The 19531-nt window shown below is 60.2% G+C and carries 7 protein-coding genes; 3 read left to right on the plus strand and 4 right to left on the minus strand.

Features of this window, described 5'->3' with window-relative positions; all coding sequences use genetic code 11:
- Positions 1-119: 119 nt before the first annotated feature.
- From RUE5091_RS20310 to RUE5091_RS20325, 4 genes are read right to left on the minus strand one after another with little or no spacing between them, the layout of a single operon-like run.
- The gene (locus RUE5091_RS20310; RefSeq protein WP_058283771.1) at positions 120-1091 is read right to left on the minus strand and encodes a 2-hydroxyacid dehydrogenase; all 972 of its coding nucleotides are present in this window, start codon (positions 1089-1091) and stop codon (positions 120-122) included.
- Positions 1091-1978 (minus strand): succinate--CoA ligase subunit alpha, encoded by an 888-nt coding sequence (sucD, locus tag RUE5091_RS20315; protein ID WP_058283772.1) that lies wholly within the window; start codon positions 1976-1978, stop codon positions 1091-1093. The genes RUE5091_RS20310 and sucD overlap by 1 nt, the downstream gene beginning before the upstream one ends.
- Positions 1978-3174: a malate--CoA ligase subunit beta gene (locus tag RUE5091_RS20320; RefSeq protein ID WP_058283773.1), complete on the minus strand. Its 1197-nt coding sequence runs from the start codon at positions 3172-3174 to the stop codon at positions 1978-1980. Before RUE5091_RS20320 ends, sucD begins: the two co-directional genes overlap by 1 nt.
- A gap of 15 nt (positions 3175-3189) precedes the next feature.
- Positions 3190-4431 (minus strand): pyridoxal-phosphate-dependent aminotransferase family protein, encoded by a 1242-nt coding sequence (locus RUE5091_RS20325; RefSeq protein ID WP_058283774.1) that lies wholly within the window; start codon positions 4429-4431, stop codon positions 3190-3192.
- Between the two features lie 220 nt (positions 4432-4651).
- Here RUE5091_RS20325 and RUE5091_RS20330 point away from each other — a divergent pair, with 220 nt between their 5' ends.
- The 3 genes from RUE5091_RS20330 to RUE5091_RS20340 all read left to right on the plus strand — a co-directional run bounded on the left by RUE5091_RS20330 (position 4652) and on the right by RUE5091_RS20340 (position 19518).
- Entirely contained in the window at positions 4652-5281 is a 630-nt protein-coding gene (locus RUE5091_RS20330; protein ID WP_243470834.1) for a response regulator transcription factor, read from the plus strand.
- A 157-nt stretch (positions 5282-5438) separates the two neighbouring features.
- Complete coding sequence (thpR, locus tag RUE5091_RS23880) at positions 5439-5921, plus strand: RNA 2',3'-cyclic phosphodiesterase (protein WP_058283775.1); 483 nt, start codon at positions 5439-5441, stop codon at positions 5919-5921.
- A gap of 715 nt (positions 5922-6636) precedes the next feature.
- Complete coding sequence (locus tag RUE5091_RS20340) at positions 6637-19518, plus strand: autotransporter outer membrane beta-barrel domain-containing protein (RefSeq protein ID WP_131726347.1); 12882 nt, start codon at positions 6637-6639, stop codon at positions 19516-19518.
- Positions 19519-19531: the final 13 nt, after the last annotated feature.

Consider the following 19531-nt stretch of genomic DNA (forward strand, 5'->3'; position numbering starts at 1 on the left):
ACTGGGTGAAAAAATCGTCTGTACGATGCGGGGCATTCACGAGGCAAATCTCCTGTGGAAGATGGCCGATGCAGCGGTTGAGGCCGCATCAGCAGTCATTGTTCGGGTTGAGCAGGGTGTCAGATCACCCGGTCGCGCGGTTCGCGGCCCTGGAAAAAGTCACTCAGATTATCAAGAACCCGAAACCCCATCGCCTCGCGCGCCTCGCGCGTCGCGCTGCCCAGATGCGGTAACATCACCAGATTGTCGCATTGCAAGAGGTCCGGACTGATCCGGGGTTCGCCGTCGAACACATCCAGAGCCGCGCCGCCAATCATGTCAAACATCAGCGCCTGTATCAGGGCCCGTTCTTCGATGACTTCACCGCGTGCGGTGTTGATCAGGAAAGCGTTGGGTTTCATCAGGTCCAGTCGGCGTGAATTGATCAGGTGGCGGTTTGCCGCGCCGCCGGGACAGTGGAGAGATACGAAATCACACTGCGGCAACAGCTCGTCGATTGTGTCGACTTGGGTTGCGTTGCAGTGGGCCAAAACATCGGGTGAAATCTGACTGCGGTTGTAGACAAGAACGTCCATCCCGAACCCGTGATGGGCGCGGCGGGCCATTTCTTGCCCGATGCGTCCGTATCCGACGATGCCCAGTGTTTTGCCGCTAACCTTGGTGCCAACCAAATGCGTGGGGCGCCATCCGGTCCAATGTCCTGCGCGCAATTCACGCTCGCCCTCACCGGCACGGCGCGCCACCATCAGCATAAGGGTCATGGCGATATCGGCGGTGCATTCGGACAAGACATCCGGCGTATTCGTTACTGTCATGCCCAACTCGCGCGCAGACGGCTCGCAGATATGGCTGTAGCCGACGCCGTAATTGGCAATGATCTTGGTCTGCGCCCCGGGCACATCCAGCGCCTCGGCGCTGAGTGTGTCGGTGACCGTAGGCAGGACGGCATCATAGGTTTTCAGCGCCTGCCGGATATCAGCCGGGGACATGGGCGTGTCCCCGGTATTCAGTACGACGTTGTAGTTTTCGGCCAGTTGCGCCTCGACGGCGGCGGGCCAGCGACGGGTGACAAGGACCGAAGGATTGACCATCACGCAGCCTCCATCACACGTGCGATTGTCTCACCAATCACGGCAGGGTTTTCAGCCACGTTCACACCCGCGGCAGACAAGATCTCAACCTTTTCGCTGGCGCTTTCGCCAAAGGCCGAGATGATCGCCCCGGCGTGACCCATGGTGCGGCCCTTCGGGGCAGTCAGGCCTGCAACATAGGCGACCACCGGTTTGGTGATGTGGTTGCGGATATACTCCGCAGCCTCGGCTTCTTGCGGGCCGCCGATTTCACCGATCATTACGATGATGTGGGTATCCTCGTCTTCTTCAAACCGTTGCAGGATATCCTTGAACGAGGACCCGTTGATCGGATCACCACCGATTCCAACACTGGTTGACACGCCGATCCCACGCTCTTTCAGTTGCGCAGCGGCTTCGTAGCCCAGGGTCCCCGAGCGCCCGATGATGCCCACATGACCGGGCAGATAGATGTGGCCGGGCATGATCCCTAGTAGAGCCTTGCCGGGCGAAATCGTACCCGCGCAATTTGGCCCGGTCAGAACCATGCGTTTTTCTTTCGGGTAGCGGTACATGTACCGCTTAACCCGGATCATATCCTGCGCCGGGATGCCGTCGGTGATGCAGACACAATAGCGGATACCCGCGTCTGCGGCCTCCATGATTGAATCGGCGGCGAAGGGTGGGGGCACGAACACAAGGCTGGCATCCGCGCCGGTTGCCTCGACGGCTTGCTTGACGGTGTCAAACACCGGCACGCCCTCGACGGTTTCACCGCCTTTACCGGGTACGACGCCGCCGACAACATTGGTCCCATAGCGCAGCATGTCCTTGGTATGGAACCGGGCCATTCGCCCGGTGATGCCTTGTACGATGACACGCGAGTCACGATCGAGAAGAATGCTCATTACACAGCCCTCATCTTGGTGCCTTGAGTAAGGTCGTTTTTCCATGCGCCGACCACGCGTTCGGCGGCTTCCATCAGTGTTGTGGCCCGAATGATGGGAAGGCCCGATTTCGCCAGTATTTTCTGGCCTTCCTCCACGTTCGTTCCCGCAAGACGCACGACAACCGGAAGGTCCAGATCCAGTTCCTTTAGCGCCTGCACAACGCCTTCGGCGACCCAGTCGCAGCGGTTGATGCCTGCGAAAATGTTGACCAGAATGGCCTGTACGTTGTTGTCCGACAAAACCAGCCGGAACGCCTTGGCCACACGTTCCGGCGAGGCGCCACCGCCTATATCGAGGAAATTCGCGGGCTCGCCACCGGCCAATTTGATGGTGTCCATCGTGGCCATCGCCAGCCCGGCACCGTTGACGATGCAGCCGATATTGCCGTCCAGCCCCACATAAGACAGCCCACGGTCCGCCGCGCGGCTTTCACGCGGATCTTCCTGGCTTTTGTCCCGAAGTTCTGCGATCTGCGGATGGCGGAACAACGCGTTGTCGTCAAAGCTCATCTTCGCGTCCAGCGCCAGCACCCGGTCGTCGCCGGTAATGACCAGCGGATTGATTTCAACCATCGTGGCGTCCAGATCGCTGAAGGCGGCGTAACAGCCTTGCAGCGTGCGCACCATCTGCTGCACCAGCTTCGGCTCAAGACCCAATTGGAACGCAATTTCTCGTGCCTGGAATTCCTGCAGACCAACCGCAGGCTCAACAATCGACCGGACGATACTATCGGGGCGGTCGGCCGATATATCTTCGATTTCCATACCGCCTTCGGATGAGGCAACGATCATCACGCGTTGGCTAGACCGATCCAGAACGAACCCAAGATAAATCTCGCGATCAATTGGCACGGCAGATTCGACGTAGACGCGATAGATGCCTTTGCCTTCAGGACCGGTCTGATGGGTCACCAGCTTGCGTCCGAACAGGTCATCACAGGCCTGATAAATCTCGTTTTCGGTGTTGCACAGCTTGACCCCTCCGGCCTTGCCGCGCCCGCCTGCGTGGACTTGTGCCTTGACGATCCACTTGTCGCCACCCAACTCACGGGCCCGATAGGCCGCTTGTTCGGGGCTGTAGGCCAGCGCGCCGGATGGCACGTCGACGCCAAAGTTCGAAAGGATTTCCTTCGCTTGATATTCGTGGATATCCATTTGATCCGCTCCTGTTTATGCAGCGATTGAAGTGCCGTAACGGCTGTCCAACAAAGTTTCGATTGCGTCCTGATCAACATCAGCGCCCAACTCGCGCAGCGCTTGGGCAAACAGGCGAACAATCTGGCTGACAGCCTCACGGTTGAGTTGGTTGAGAATTCCGATGCGCACCTGCACGGGGGCGCTGAGGGTTGGCCAGAGGCCGAACCCCTGCGCCCGGCAGTTCTGCACCAGCTCCATTTCGCGACCTGCCAGTTCCGGCGGCAGGTTGAGGACTACAAGGCTTGGCATGTCCGAGGTGACCTGACATCCCATCTCGGTTACGGCGTCCCGCAGCACCTTTTCATGAGTCCGGTATGACATCGACCGCCGTGCCAGACCTTCCTGCAGGGTCAGGCGCAGGGATTCATGAAACGCGGCAACCGCGTATCCCGAATGGGTCCGATGATAGGTCCCCTTTTCAACGTCCTGTCCGTCGGCAATTCCCCAATGACGCGCCTCGAAAATCGGGTTGTGCACATAGGTGTAGGCCCCGGTTGTCTTCAAGGTTTCGATATAGGCATCTGTAAAGCTGACCGGCGCATAGGTCAGGGGCAGACAGCACAGACCTTTCTGCGGACACGAGGCCCAGCCCACGACACCTGGATAGTCATCAATCGAGAAGTCATCGACGCCAAGGGAAGAGACAGCATCAATCAACCCCATTGCGCCGTAGCGTTCGCAGGCATCCGAGAAGCCGCGCAGGTCATTGATGCGGCCTGACCCGGTTTCCCAATGCGCCATGAAGACCCATTTGGGTTTGTGCTCGGCCACAGCGGCTGCGACCATTTTACCTGTAACAGGCTGGCCATGGGGAATTTGGATCACGGTGACACTGGCCGCCTTGGGGTCCAGCGGATCAGCGGCGTGTTCTTCGGGCGTGGCCGCTTTGATCCGAAGGGTCAGCGCGTCAATGCCGGAAAAGGTGCCATTGGTGAATGCGACCACTTTGTCGCCAGGCATAACGGCCGAGAACATGGTGTCCAGCGCGCTCCAGCCGGTGCCAGCGACCGCGAAGGTATAGGTGTTGTCGGTTCCCCAGATATTGCGCAGCATATGCTTGCATTCAATCATACCACGCAGGACGTCGCCTTGCATGTGATCGGCGACACCCGCATTGGCAAAGGCGTGCAGGACGCGGGCATCGGTATTGCCCGGCCCGGGCCCGGCGGCCAGAGTTTCAGGGACCTCAAGCGGGGGAAAAATCTGAAAAGTCATCGTCTGACACCCTCGGCTGTTGACTGGGCTCTGTGGCCCGTCGTGTTTTGTTGCCGAGTAGAAAACGATGGCTTGCCTTGCGGCGCAACGTAACTTACTACTGCTTTAGGATGGCTAAATGTATGGGGAGTTTACTACCCATATTGGTAAAAATACCGTAGTATACTGAATTTTGCCCTACCTAAAAGGGTAGGAAAGGACGAAAACAAGGTAGAAACAGATGGTTGATACCCCAGGCGCACCGGTTGATGTCATGCTGGCAGACAGCAATCCGCTGGTCCTGTCAGCCATGTCCGAAATTTTCGAACGCGACTCGCGATTCTCTCTGATGGCGACATCCTCCACGGCCGAAGGGTTTCTTGGAACTGTGATGCGGGCTCCTGTTCAGGTCGGTGTGATCGACTGGAATCTGCCAGTGCTCGGGGCGGCCAAGTTAATTGAAGTGCTGCGCGAACAGGCCAACGCCCCGCGACTTGTGGTTTATGGTGATGCGACCGGTGATATCCCGCGGCTGGCGATGCAGCCCGGGGCCGCAGGGTTTGCAGCCCGGTCCGGCGAGGTCGAGGGCCTGCTGGAAACCTGCGCCAATTTGGCGGCAGGCAAGATGGTTTTTCCGTTCGTCGACGTTCGGAAGATGCAACAGGACCCGATTCAAACTCTGTCCCGCAAAGAGCGCGCAATTCTCGAGGCTCTGGCACAAGGAATGTCGAACCGGGACCTGTCGAAAGAGCTTCAGATTTCGACCAACACCGTCAAGTTTCACATGTCGAACATCTATGAAAAACTCAATGTGAAGAACAGAACACAGGCAATCGCCCAGTTCTACTCGTCACGGATTGCCGGGGAATAAGTCGGTTCGGCACGGTCATTCCCCATGTCGAACTGGTCATGGGGCTTGAATGTAGGACAGACAGCGTTGGTCTAGATGGTTGCCGTGATGCGCTCTTAACAATGGATTGAAAGAGGTAGAGTTGCGCTCATTTGTTGCCATACCACTCAACCAAGAGGTGCAGACGGCTTTTCAACCTTTGCAGCGCACGATACCAGTTGGTCGCCCGTTGCCATCTGAAAACCTGCATCTGACACTGGCTTTTCTGGATGATCAATCGGAACAGGTGTTGCAAGCCCTGGATGATGAGCTTTTGGCGCTTTCTGCAGAGCCATTCGTCATCACCTTTACAAGGCTCGAACGCTTTGGGCGTGTTGTCGCGGTTGGGGTAAATGAATGCGAACCACTGCTTGCTCTGCATCGCAAGGTGAAAGCCGCAGCGCGCCGTGCCGGGATCATGTTGCCCCGACGGCGTTTTCGCCCACATGTGACGATCGCCCGCTTAAAATCCTCTCGGTACGAGACTGCTCAGCCCGTTTCAGGCCTTTGTCCGGTAACAGCCGTACCAGATATGCAGGTGACCAGCTTGGCCCTGTTTGAATCCATCCTTCGTCCTGAAGGGGCTCGTCATCATGTATTGGCGCAATACACGCTCAATTAGTCATCTCTTTCGCCAGCAAGAGTGCGCCACCTATTTCTGTTTTACATCCTGCATACCGCTTTCTCATCCTGAAGATGCGTCCAAGATGTGGCATTTGCGCAATAGCAGTAACGAAACTGTTAACGAGTGAATTTTAGAAAATTTATCTTCTTTAGCTTCTGCGTATTCTACCCGAAATGGTGATGGGGATACGTCGAAATACAGGCTTCTGTTTTTCGGAGCAGCATCCGGTTGTCATGTGTTCAGATTGCATCGGTTGCGAGGTTCGAGGGTGACAATTAAATCAAATCTGCTGCTCACAGTTTCTTTTTGTGTTTTGATTTCAAGCCCTTTGCTTGCTGCACCAACTGCAACTTCCAAAGTTGGCGACACTGTCACCAATCCGGTAACTGGCCTTGATACCACCGTAAATGCTCTGATTGTCGACCCGGCCTCAACGCCAACAGCGGGAACAACCGCCTTTGTGGAAACTGCTGACGGATATGTTTTTCTCGTTAAAAGTGCGGGCGATACAATCTACAATTCAGACAATCCTCCGCTTGCATTTAGTATTGTTTCGATAAGTGGCACGACGGCTCAAATCAGCAATTCAGGAGCGTCCGGCACGTCCAGCCTTTCGACACAACTGACGCTGTCTCAGTACAACACTAATTTCAACAGCTCAGGCACACCGGGCACTGTAACGCCACCAGTGAATGTTTCGGGACCTAACGGCGTGAATCAGGTCGTTTACGGAAGCAACGGTAGCAACGGGCGCGACGGCGCACTGTTTGTGCCGCCAAGCTCGGGCGGTGATGGTGATGATGGCCCGACGCAGACACAGTCTCTGTCCAGCGATGTCAACGCCACCAGCAATGTCGGATGGGAAATTGGCAGCGTCGGCGGCGATGGCGGCAACGGTGGCGATTCGTATCTAAGTTTCTGGGACGGGCGCGACGGTGGCGATGGCGGTAAGGGTGGCACGGTCACCGCGACGCAAACCTCAAGCAGCGCAATCCAGACATCGGGCAGCGGCAATGACGGTATTTTTGCGTTCAGCCGCAGCGGCGAGGCCGGCAACGGCGGCAGCGGATTTGCCGCGCCCGGCGGCGGCACAGGTGGGCATTCGGCTGACGGCGGCAATGTAACAGTCAACCAGAGCGGGTCTATTTCGACGACCGGAGACTCGGCCGACGGCGTCTATGCACTGAGTGTGTCGAACAATGGCGGCAATGGCGGTTCTCAATGGGGATTGGTCGGGGCGTCTGGGGATGGCGGCTATGGCGGGAGCGGCGGCACGGTTACCGTCAATACAACATCAAGCGGCAGCATTCTGACGACCGGCGACTACGCTAACGGGATATACGCCCAGTCCATCGGCGGGTCGGGCGGCTCTGCAGGAACCAGCGGCAACCTTTTGGTGTCATTGATCGGCGGCGCGGATAATGGTGGCAATGGCGGTGCGGTTTCGGTTTCGCATGGTGGAGCAATTGAAACGCAGGGCGCTTTCGCGCGCGGAATTGTCGCTCAATCCATTGGTGGCGGCGGTGGGTCCGGTGGTACTGCAGGGGGGCTGGTTGCTCTGTCTTTGGGCGGCGTTGGTTCGAATGGCGGCAGCGGGGATACAGTCAACGTCACGGTCCAGGGCACAGGCACCATTCTGACCTCCGGTACGGGCGCGGATGGGGTGATGGCGCAGTCCATCGGCGGCAGCGGAGGCACCGGTGCGGATTCCTATGGTCTGGTCGCCATTGGCGGCACCGGCTCTCAAGGCGGTACTGGCGCTGCAGTCAGTGTAAGTAATTACGGAAGTATTGTAACCGGCGGAGACGGGGCCCGCGGCATCATTGCGCAATCCATTGGCGGCGGCGGCGGTGACGGTGGATCGTCCGGCGGTATGGTCTCTGTCGGTGGCAACGGCAACGGCGGTGGCAGCGGTTCGACCGTGACCATTGTGAATGACGGCATCATCACCACGACCGGAGATGACGCGATGGGTATCCTGGCCCAATCCATCGGCGGCGGCGGCGGTAATGGAGGTTCATCCGGGGCCGTTGGTGCATTTGTGGGGGTTGCCGTTGGTGGTGACGGCGGTTCCGGGGGCACAGGTGGAGATGTCAACGTCACCCTGTCCGACACAGACAGCAGCCAGCTTTCAGCAATCCGGACCTCGGGTGACCGCTCGGCGGGAGTGTTTGCTCAATCCGTTGGTGGCGGCGGCGGCAATGGTGGCGGTGCTGTCTCGGTTGCTGTGGGCGCTTTTGGTGCGGCGTCGGTATCGGTCGGCGGATCGGCGGGCAATGGCGGTGATGGCGGCGACGTAACATTGAACGGCAGCGGTTCGGCATCGGTGGAAACTAGTGGCGACGATTCCATTGGCGTTATGCTGCAATCGGTTGGTGGCGGCGGCGGCAACGGTGGTTATGCTGTTTCGGTCGCGGTGTCCGGCGGACCGGTGTCCGGCTCGTTGGCCGTTGGCGTTGGCGGTGATGGCGGAGCGGGTGGCAAAGGGGGCGACGTTACGGTCGGCCAGTTCGATGGCAGCGGCGCCGCTACAGTCGCAGGGTTCGAAGGCACGGTTGTCACGACCGGAAACCGCTCGACCGGGATGCTTTTCCAATCCGTCGGCGGCGGCGGCGGTAATGGCGGCCTGGCGGTTGCTGCAACCGGGGGTGCTTCGGCGCTGTTTTCCGGCAATGTTTCGGTCGGGATCGGTGGACAGGCGGGTAGCGCCGGCGACGGCGGAACCGTGCAGGTCTATACCAATGCTGATGTGACCACGACAGGCACGAATTCCAGCGCGATCATTGCGCAATCAGTTGGCGGCGGTGGCGGCAACGGCGGCGGCAGTATCGCTGCAGGTGTCAGTGCAAGCGGGGTCGCTGCAGTTGGGATCAATGTAGGCGTCGGCGGAGACGGGGGTGGCGCGGGAATCGGGGGCGATGTCACTCTGGTTGCAGGCGGCAATTCGATTGAGACCAGCGGTGCGTTCTCCAGTGGCGTTGTCGCGCAGTCTGTCGGCGGTGGCGGTGGCAATGGAGGTTACAGCATCGGTGCCAGCGCCGATATCGGCGGCGCGGCAGCAGGTTCTGTCAGCGTGGGTCTTGGCGGTAAATCCGGCGGCGGCGGGGCTGGAGGAACCGTTACTGCTCAGGTTGACGCAGACGTCACGACACGCGGAGACGATTCCGGAGCTGTCGTCGTGCAATCCATCGGCGGTGGTGGCGGCAATGGCGGTTTCAGCGTTGCGGCGGGGCTGGCAGCGGGTGGCGCAGGTGCCGGTACCATCGGTGTGGGCCTTGGTGGTGACGGCGGCAGCGGTGGCGAAGGCGGAACTGTTACAGGAGTTCGCATCAACGGAGACGTTCGTACCGAAGGTTTGCGGTCCACGGGTGTGGTGATTCAGTCCATCGGTGGCGGTGGCGGTAATGGGGGCTTTAACGTCACCGCAGGTGTTGCCGCAGCAGGTGCAGGCGCCGGAACGATCGGCGTCGGGTTGGGTGGCAATGGGGCCACTGGCGGCGATGGCGGCATAGTGGAAGGCCAGGTTGCTGGCAACGTCACAACTCTGTCTGACAATTCAAGCGGCGTGGTGTTCCAGTCGATTGGCGGCGGTGGTGGCAATGGCGGATTCAACGTCACGGCCGGGGTCGCTGGGGCAGGCGCAGGCGGCGGTGCCGTCACGGTTGGCCTGGGTGGTGGTGGCTCGGGCGGCGGGATCGGAAAATCGGTCACCGGCACTGTCACTGGCACTGTTACCACGAGCGGAGCGGATTCTACAGCGGTTCTGGCGCAGTCCGTTGGCGGTGGGGGCGGTAACGGCGGCTTCAATGTCAGTGCATCGCTGGCCGGAGCCGGTGTTGGCAGTGGAGCTGTCAGCGTTGGGCTTGGCGGCGACGGTGGTAGTGGCGCGGATGGTGGAACAGTCAACCTGATCACAACCCAAGCCATTGTGACTGCTGGTGACCGATCATCCGGCGTGGTCGCGCAATCCATCGGTGGCGGTGGCGGTAATGGCGGCTTTAACGTCTCCGGTACCGGATCAGGCGCGGGTGTTGGCTCGGGCGCGGTTAGTGTTGGATTGGGCGGAACCGGCGATGGCGGTGGCAACGGCGGCGCGGTCACCCTGACTTCGGATGGGACAATCCTGACGCAGGGAGAATCGGCGACAGCGTTTCTGGCACAATCCGTCGGCGGCGGCGGTGGCAACGGTGGCTTTAACGTCAGCGCGGCGGTTCAGGGATCGGGCACAGCGGGCGGCGGAGTATCCGTTGGTCTTGGCGGCGACGGTGCAGGCGGCGGCGACGGTAACACTGTCATCGCGACTTCCAACAATGATGTTGAAACCCAAGGTCATGCCTCTTCAGGTGTGGTCGCGCAGTCCATAGGCGGCGGTGGCGGCAATGGTGGCTTCAACGTGGCCCCGGTTCTATCCGGCGCGGGCACAGCCAGCGGTGCGGTCAGCGTCGGCCTTGGCGGTTCTGGTGACACGGGCGGGCAGGGTGGCAACGTCACTCTGACATCGAACGGCACCATTCTGACTGACGGTTTTGCCTCAAGCGGTTTTGTTGCGCAGTCTATAGGCGGCGGTGGCGGCAATGGTGGATTTAACGTCTCGCCAACAGTGTCTGGCGCGGGCACTGGCGCGGGATCGGTCTCTGTCGGGCTGGGCGGCTCGGGTGCAGGCGGCGGTGATGGCAGCCAGGTCACGGCAAGCACCACGGCCAATGTGGTGACCAAGGGCAACATTTCAGTCGGAATTCTGGCGCAATCCGTTGGCGGTGGTGGCGGCAACGGAGGCTTCAATGTTGCGCCGGCGCTGGCGGGTGCGGGCACCGGGTCAGGTGCGATCAGCGTTGGCCTCGGAGGTTCGGGCGGTAGCGGCGGCAATGGTGGTATCGTCGACCTGACTGTTGCAAACAGTGTCCTGACGAAGGGCATTCAATCCAGTGCGGTCGTTGCCCAATCCATTGGCGGCGGCGGTGGAAATGGCGGGTTCAATGTTTCGGCCTCCGTAGGCGGTGCGGGCACCGGATCCGGCGCGGCGACCGTGGGCCTGGGTGGTCAGGGAACCGGTGGCGGTGATGCATCGGCGGTAACGGCAAATGTCACAGGCAATTTGGTGACACGAGGTAACATCTCGACTGGATTGTTGGCGCAGTCCGTTGGCGGCGGCGGCGGAAATGGTGCCATGAATATCTCGGTCGCGGTTGCAGCTGCAGGGACGGGTTCAGGTGGCGCATCTGTCGGCCTTGGCGGTGCGTCTGGCACCGGCGGAAACGGTGGCACAGCCGAAGCGACGCTGACCGGAAATGTATTCACCCGAGGGAGTGAATCCGGCGGCGTTGTCGTGCAGAGCCTTGGTGGTGGCGGCGGCAACGGCGGAATGAATGTTAATGCAACGGTCACGGTTGCCGGAACCGGCAGCGGCGGTGCCTCGGTCGGGCTTGGCGGCAGCGGCGGCGATGGCGGTAACGCAGACACCGCGACCGGCACGGTGGTGGGCAACGTCACCACAGCAGGCGACAATTCCGGCGGTGTTATTGTGCAATCCGCAGCGGGCGGAGGCGGTAACGGAGGGCTGAATGTCTCGGCTGCCGTGAACATCTCGGGCACCGGTGGCGGCGCAGTTGGTGTCGGCATTGGAGGATCCGGAGGCAGCGGCGGCAATGCAAGCACGGCCACTGGGTCGGTTACCGGCGACATCGTCACGGCGGGTGAAAACGCAGCTGGCGTTCTGGTTCAATCCGTTGGCGGCGGCGGTGGCAATGGGGGCGTGAATATCTCGGGCGCGCTCAGTATTGCGCGCACTGGTTCGGGTGCCGCGGGTATCGGTGTTGGCGGTTTTGGTGGCAGTGGTGGCACCAGCGGCGTAGTCGATAGTACTTTCGCAGGCAATGTCAGCACCTCGGGCACCCGCGCAGCCGGGATCGTCGCACAAAGCCTTGGTGGCGGTGGCGGCAATGGAGCCACGAATATCTCTGGGGCAATCTCTCTGGCAAGTAATTACTCTGGTGGTCTCGGGATCGGCGTAGGTGGATTTGGTGGCAGCGGCGGAGCGGCGGATAGCGTTACGCAGGACGTCACGGGTAATGTCACCACGACAGGCGATGACTCGGTCGGCATACTAACGCAGAGCCTTGGTGGTGGCGGTGGCAATGGCGGCACCAACATCTCGGCCGCGTTGTCCCTGTCTCGATCGACCAATGCCGCGATAGGTATCGGTGTGGGCGGTTTCGGCGGTGGCGGCGCAGATGCTGGTGCACTGGTTCAATCGACCATCAACGGCGGCGTTCTGACCACCGGTGATCGCAGCACGGCCATCCTGACGCAAAGCCTTGGCGGCGGTGGCGGCAATGGCGGCACGAACATCTCGGCCTCGCTGGGCATTAGCCAAGAAAATGGCGGCTCGGTCAGTCTGGGTGTGGGCGGCTTTGGGGGTGGGGCCGGTAATGCCGGTGACGTGATCAGCACCTTGCAATCTAGCACAGGCAGCAGCGGCACAACCTCGGTGGTCACGACGGGTGCGGATAGCATCGGCGTCATGGCCCAATCCGTCGGCGGTGGTGGCGGCAATGGCGGTCTGAACGTATCGGGGGCGGTGAACCTGACCGGCAAGTCCGGAGCAGCGGTTGCCCTGGGTCTTGGCGGCTTTGGCGGCGGTGGTGGCGATGCCGGGGCGGTGACGCTGGATGTTGAAAGCGACGTTGTGACTGCAGGCGACGGGTCGCACGGCCTGTTCGCGCAGAGCCTCGGCGGCGGTGGCGGCACCGGAGGCGTGAACATCTCGGGCTCCCTTGCGCTGACCAAACCTTCGGGGTCGGACACGATCTTTTCGGTCGCAGCCGGCGTTGGCGGCTTTGGCGGATCAGGCGGCGACGCCAGCGATGTCGATCTGGATTACACCGGAAATCTGCAAGCGGTGCCAATGGTGCAACAATCCGACGGCACTTTCGCCGTCGATGAAAGCAAGGGTGCAAGCGGCATTATCGCGCAATCGCTGGGCGGCGGCGGCGGTTACGGCGGCACCAATGTGTCCGGCGGCATCGCGATCAGTGGCAAACCGGGCGCAGGTCAAACGGACAGCAGCAAATCCTATGCCGTTGTCGTGGGTGTTGGCGGCTTTGGCGGCGGCGGCGGCGACGCGGGTGACGTAACTGTCAACATTGGCGCAGGCAGCTCGATCATGGCACACGGAACCGGACAGTCCGGTCTGCTGGCCCAATCCGTCGGCGGCGGCGGTGGCAATGGCGGTATGAACGTCTCTGGCGGGATCGTATCTGACAGTTCACTGATCGTCGGTGTAGGTGGTTTCGCAGGTGACGGTGGTCAGGCGGGTGACGTCGTGGTCACGTCACAGGCCGACATTACGGTTACAACAAACCCGGATGATATCTCGATCCCTGACACCACAACCTTTGAGGACAAACTACGGGAATTCCTGGGCGACACGATCGTTGATGAAACCGAAGAACTGGCCTCGAACTTTGGGTTAGAGCGTCTTTTCATCGACATGGGTGTTTTCAATGAAGAAAAGCCTGACACCGATGGTTCGGCTGGTCTGATGGCGCAATCCATTGGTGGAGGCGGCGGTAATGGTGGTCTGAACGTCTCAGGCGGTATCGCGCTGAGCAAAGACGGCAAGATCCCCTCGGTCACCTTCGGGGTCGGCGGTTTTGGCGGAGACGGCAATGTGTCCGGCGATGTAACTGTTGATCATGCGGGCATCATTTCGGTGGCAGGCAACTGGAAACACGGAGTTCTGGCACAATCCATCGCGGGTGGCGGCGGCAACGGTGCGCTGAATGTGACCGGGCAGCTGAACTATGGCGATTCCAACAATTCCGACGGGAAAACCGACCTGAGCATCGTAGGTGGCTTGGGCGGACACGGCGGAACTGGCGCAGATGCGGGCGACGTAACGGTCACACAAACCGGGGATATTTCGACCAATGGCTATCATGCGCGCGGTATCTTTGCCCAAAGCATTGGTGGCGGTGGCGGTACAGGTGGGATCAACGCAACCTTTGTCGGAACCAAAGACAGCTCACCGATCGCCATGGGTATCGGCGGCTTTGGTGGTGGCGGCGGCGATGCCGGCGATGTGACCGTCGCGAGCGGAACCGCCCTGGCGGCAGCGGGTACCATTGTAACCGACGGCGTCGGCTCGCACGGAATCGAGGCGTCGAGCATCGGTGGCGGCGGCGGCGATGCCGGTATCAACGCGGTTGTGGGCATCAGCAAGACAACCGGCAACCAGAGCAACGGCGGCACAGGCGATTCAACTGACCGTAAGACGCCGACCAATACGGGCGTGGATGACTCGGTGCTTGCCAATTACAATACAGTTTTGGATGAGCTTGAAGGCAAGGTGAATCCGGCGGATTCATCTGGCAATAAGACCGGTGTTTCGGCTGTAATCGCTATCGGCGGAGCTGCGGGAACCGCAGGCGATGGCGGTACGGTTGATATTGATCACTACGGTGACATCCTAACCAAGCAGGACAGCAGCCATGGGGTATTTGGCCAATCCATTGGCGGCGGCGGCGGCAACGCAGCCCTGAACCTTGGCATGACCTACGAGTTGGCCTCGGATGCCACAAATAAGGGCTTTGGCCTGGCCATCGGTGGCGGCGCAGGTGAGGGCGGCATTGGCGGTTTGGTCGATGTGCGCAATACCGGCAATATCTTCACGCTTGGCGCGAATTCCCATGGCTTGTTCGCCCAGTCTGTTGGCGGCGGTGGCGGTAATGCGGGCTACAACTCGGCCTCGACTTCGGTTGATGGCGGCAATGTCAACATTCAGATAGGCCGGACGGGCGGCACCGGCGGCACCGGCGGAGATGTCTATGCCAGCTCGAACGGTATCATAAGCACAGCAGGCAACGGTTCTTACGGGTTCCTTGCTCAGTCCATCGGCAACGGTGGAGGCAATTCTTCGTCGACCTCAGTCAGCATCGGCACGCCCAAGACCGGCGACAGTAAAGGCAACAAAGCCAGCCTGTCAGTCGGGCTGGAAGGTGGCACCGGCGGCGCAGCAGGCGATGTGACAGCCGTAGTGGCCGGAACCGTGGTTACGCAAGGCACAGATGCGCATGGCGTGTTTGCGCAATCTGTTGGCGGCGGCGGTGGCAATGGTGGCAAGGCCAGCAACTCGGCCGGTAAGGGGACCTCGATCGCGTTGTCCATCGGCGGCACGGGCGGCACTGGTGGCGTTGGCGGCAAAGTCGATGTGTCCACTACCGCGACAATTGTGACACTGGGGGACCGTTCGATCGGCCTGATGGCGCAATCCATTGGCGGTGCAGGCGGCACTGGCGGCATGGTGCAGGCAGGCCAGTCGAACCTTGACACTATCAAGGCGGTGGTCAACCCGTCGACGGTTGGCACGGCAGCGTCAATTAACATCGGTGGTACCGGCGGGGACGGAATGACTTCGGACACAGTGACCGTGGTTAGCGATGGGGTGATCAGCACCGCAGGCACAATGTCTCATGGTATTTTCGCGCAATCCGTTGGCGGCGGTGGCGGTATGGGTGGTGTGGTGGAAAACCGGATCATCAGTCTGCGCAAGGACATCGGCAACACGGCGACGCTGTCCATCGGTGGCAACGGTGGCACCGGGGCAATGTCTGCAGCAGTTTCCGTCACCAACCAGGATGTGATCCAGACCATTGGTGACAAGTCCGTTGGCATCTATGCGCAGTCCGTCGGCGGTGGCGGTGGTGATGCGCAAGAGGTACGGAACATCATTTTGGGTCGCTCTTCGGAAGGATCGACGACAAACGCCATTCTGATCGGTGGATCTGGCGGTACCGGCGGGGCTGGCAGCACGGTGACTGTGGTCAACGAAGCGGATGCGACGATCCTGACCTCCGGTACGGAAAGTCATGGCATCTTAGCTCAATCTGTTGGCGGCGGCGGCGGCAATGGCGGCTCGACCATTTCGGTTGACGGGCGCTATGGCGGGGCCGAGGCCAGCACGCGCCGGGCGCTGCAATTCGGCTTGGGCGGATCGGGCGGTACAGGCGGTACCGGCGGCAACGTTACGGTGACTAATGCCGGAACAATCTTGACAACTGGCGCGGGCGCGCATGGCATCTTTGCCCAGTCCATCGGCGGGGGCGGCGGCAATGGCGGCAGCTCGATCACAGGGACAGTACGTCTCAAGACCGGGGACAGCAGCTCGCCAACGGCACAGCTGAACATTGGGGGTTCGGGTGGCAGCGGTAATGTTGCAGGCAATGTAACCGTCAACAACAGCGGGGATATCCAGGTTGATGGCGCAGGTGCCTATGGCATCCTGGCGCAATCTGTCGGCGGCGGCGGTGGTAATGGCGGATTGGCCGTTGCAATGGACGTAAATGACCTCAAGAACACCATGACTGGTAAATCTTATTCGAAGATCGCCATTGGTGGTTCAGGCGGATCGGGTGCCGATGGAGGTGATGTCACGGTCAATCACACCGGCACCATCATCGTGAACGCAGATAATGGGTTTGGTATCTACGCCCAATCTGTTGGCGGCGGCGGCGGCAATGTCGGGTATTCGGTGTCTTCGCCGCTGGTCTCGGCTTTGGATTACACAATCTCGCAGGTGCTTGGCGCTCGTGAAGGGTCCACCGGTTCAGTAGGAACAGTAACCGTCAATTCGACCGGAGACATTCTGGTTAATGGCACGGACAGTGAAGCGGTGTTTGTCCAATCGGTGAATGGCGGAGGCGGCAACGTTGATACGTCTGTCGATTTCACTACGACAACGGCTGGCGCGACCGGGTCTGTCGTCAGCAGCGATATCGCCCTTGGGGGCGACAATGTGTCGGGCATGGCGGGCAACCAGATCACGCAGGCACATAACGGTAACATCGCCACGACCAGCGACCGGTCGACCGGCCTGATGTTGCAGAGCGTCGGGGGGGGCGGTGGTACATCCGCAACCACGGTCGATGTCCAGGACGGTGACGGCATCGACATTACCGCGCGTCTGGGGGCCATCAACACGAATGATGCCAGCGGTGGTGATGTGGATGGCAGCCGAACCGGTGATGTTGGCACCGATGGCGCGTTTTCCTCTGCGGGTTCGGCACAGTCCATCGGCGGCGGCGGTGGTAAGCTAGTTCTGACCAGCAACACCGAAGGCGAAGCTGGTACTGAAAAGGCTGCTTCGGTGATCCTGGGCGCTGATCCCAGCTTTGACAACGACGGCGGTGACATCAACCTGTCGCTGGACGGCAACGTTTTCACTAGTGGTGACCGTTCCTTTGGTCAGACCGTCCAAAGTATTGGCGCGGGTGGCGGCGAAGTTGTCATCTCGGGGCTTGGGCGTGCAGATATAACTCTGGGCGCGCAGGACGATTCAACCGGTGACGGTGGTAATATTGACTTCGCAAATGTTGGAGACATCACGACAAGCGGTACGGGGTCGCATGGGTTTGTCATCCAGAGCATTGGCGGCGGCGGCGGCCTTGTTTCGACCGATATGGAGGCCAGCCGGATCACTGTCGATTTGTCTGATGCCAATGGCGGAGACGGGGGTGATATCCAGTTCACTCAATCCGGAAACATCGTCACCACGGGTGAAAACGCGATCGGTGTCGTGGCCCAGTCGCTGGGCGGCGGCGGCGGAATGGTGGATTCGGTCTTCCGCGGCTCTGCGGGCGGTGCGGGTTCCGGGGGCGCCATCGACATGGCTTTCGAGGGTAACATCCTGTCAGTTGGCGACGGCGGCATCGGCGTCTTTGCCCAATCCGAAGGACGAGATGGCGCGGACGCGATCACGCTTGGGTTCGATGGTGTTGTCATGGGTGGCTCGGGTGAGACAGACGCTGTTGCGTCTATCGTGGTAGAGGGTGGCGCCGACAATGTGCTGACCTTGTCCGAAGACTCCCTGTTGATTGCCGGAAACGATCAGTTGGTAAACGGCGGCAACGGCAACGACCAGATCTCACTTGCGGGTACGGCTCTTGGCAACATGAATCTTGGCGCTGGCACAAATGGCTTCACTGTTGAAGACGGTGCCGCCTTCTATGCGCTGGATACGGTCAATCTGGGTGCCGACGGGTTTATGCAGGTAGACGGCGATTTTGTTCTGGGGGCCAATATTGGCCTTGAGGGGGATTTGACCGCTACAGTGCAAGCTGACGACTTTACCTTCAGCGGAAACGTCAGCCAGACCCTAGACGTGACCGGAAGCCTGGCCTTTGGCGATACGGCAACATCAACCTTCGACGTGTATTTCCTGACCTCGGGTGCGTCGGGCGGGAACAGCGACCTGGTCAATGTATCCGGCGACGCCACCATGGGCGGCACGCTGTTGCCGCAGCTGAACACGCTGGAACGGGCGTTGCCCCTTGTCATCATCAATCCTGATGAAACCGCAGCGGATGCAGGCACGACGATCGAGGATACCGTGGTGTTGGACTATTCCATCGGCCTGAACGGTTCCACTTCTGACGGCAGTTCGGTTGATCTGGTGATTGCCCCGGATTACTCGACCCAAGGCATGAACGCCAATCAGGAGGCCATCGGGGACTATATCAACCAGGTGCTGAACGGTCAGGGATCGGCAGCTCAGGGCCAGTTGTTTGCCTTGATCGGTAACATGCTTTCAGAGGCTGATGTCATTGCCGCAATCGAGAGCCTGTCAACAGCGGGCTACGCCGCGGACGCCGTGGATGCCTTCTACGGCACCCGGGTCTTTGCGGATACGCTGCACAACTGCGAGCGATTCACCGACTATCAGTTCGGGGACGACCAGCGGAATTGCGTCTGGTTCTCTGGTGGGCGTTCCTTCTATGACCGCGATCAGACCGGCATTTACGACGAGTTGGACATCAACAACACGAACCTTTCGGCCGGTGTTCGTTTGCCGGTTGGGGATGAGCTGTTTGCCGGATTTGCGTTGGGCTATGACGAGATGAGCCTGCGGGACGGGTCGAATTACAATGCGACCGGTGACCGGTTCAATCTGGGTGCCTCGCTGACCAAATACACTGGTGCTTGGCAGTTCGCTGCCCAACTCTCCGCCGGTTGGTCTGATTATGACACGCTCAGTGCGGGCGGGATCGCTGGCGTCCTGCCCAACGGTCAAATCGTGAATACCGTGGGTGTCAGTGAGATCAAGCACAAGATGAACCATCAAAACCTGCGGCTCAGCTTTGCCTATGACTACAGGTTCGCTGGCGGCAGCGCGTACCTGCGCCCCGAGGTTGCTGTTGACGCCACGCGTCTGGCAACCGAAAGCAATGGCGATGCAACCCTTGCGGGGGTTGTTCTGCAGGACGATAGCGAGATGATCTATTCGTTCACGCCATCGCTGGAGATCGGAACGGAACAGACCCTGAGTGCCTCGCAGAAACTGCGCGTAAGCCTGCGGGCCGGTGCCATCCTCTCGTCGGATGATACGGTGTCGGTTACAGCTGGATTCAATGGTGCCAGCTCGGCCGATGGCGGGTTTTCCAACACCAGCTTTATCGGTGATGCGCATGGGTTGGTCTCGGCCCGGTTGGGGCTGTTCGCACTGGATGACAGCAGCTTTATCAACCTGAGCCTCGATCATATGTTCGGTGACTCGACGAGGGCCCTGCAGGTCGGCCTTGGCGTTGGACTACAATTCTAATTTATGAGGAACA

The sequence above is a fragment of the Ruegeria denitrificans genome, from assembly GCF_001458295.1.
GTDB classification, from domain to species: domain Bacteria; phylum Pseudomonadota; class Alphaproteobacteria; order Rhodobacterales; family Rhodobacteraceae; genus Ruegeria; species Ruegeria denitrificans.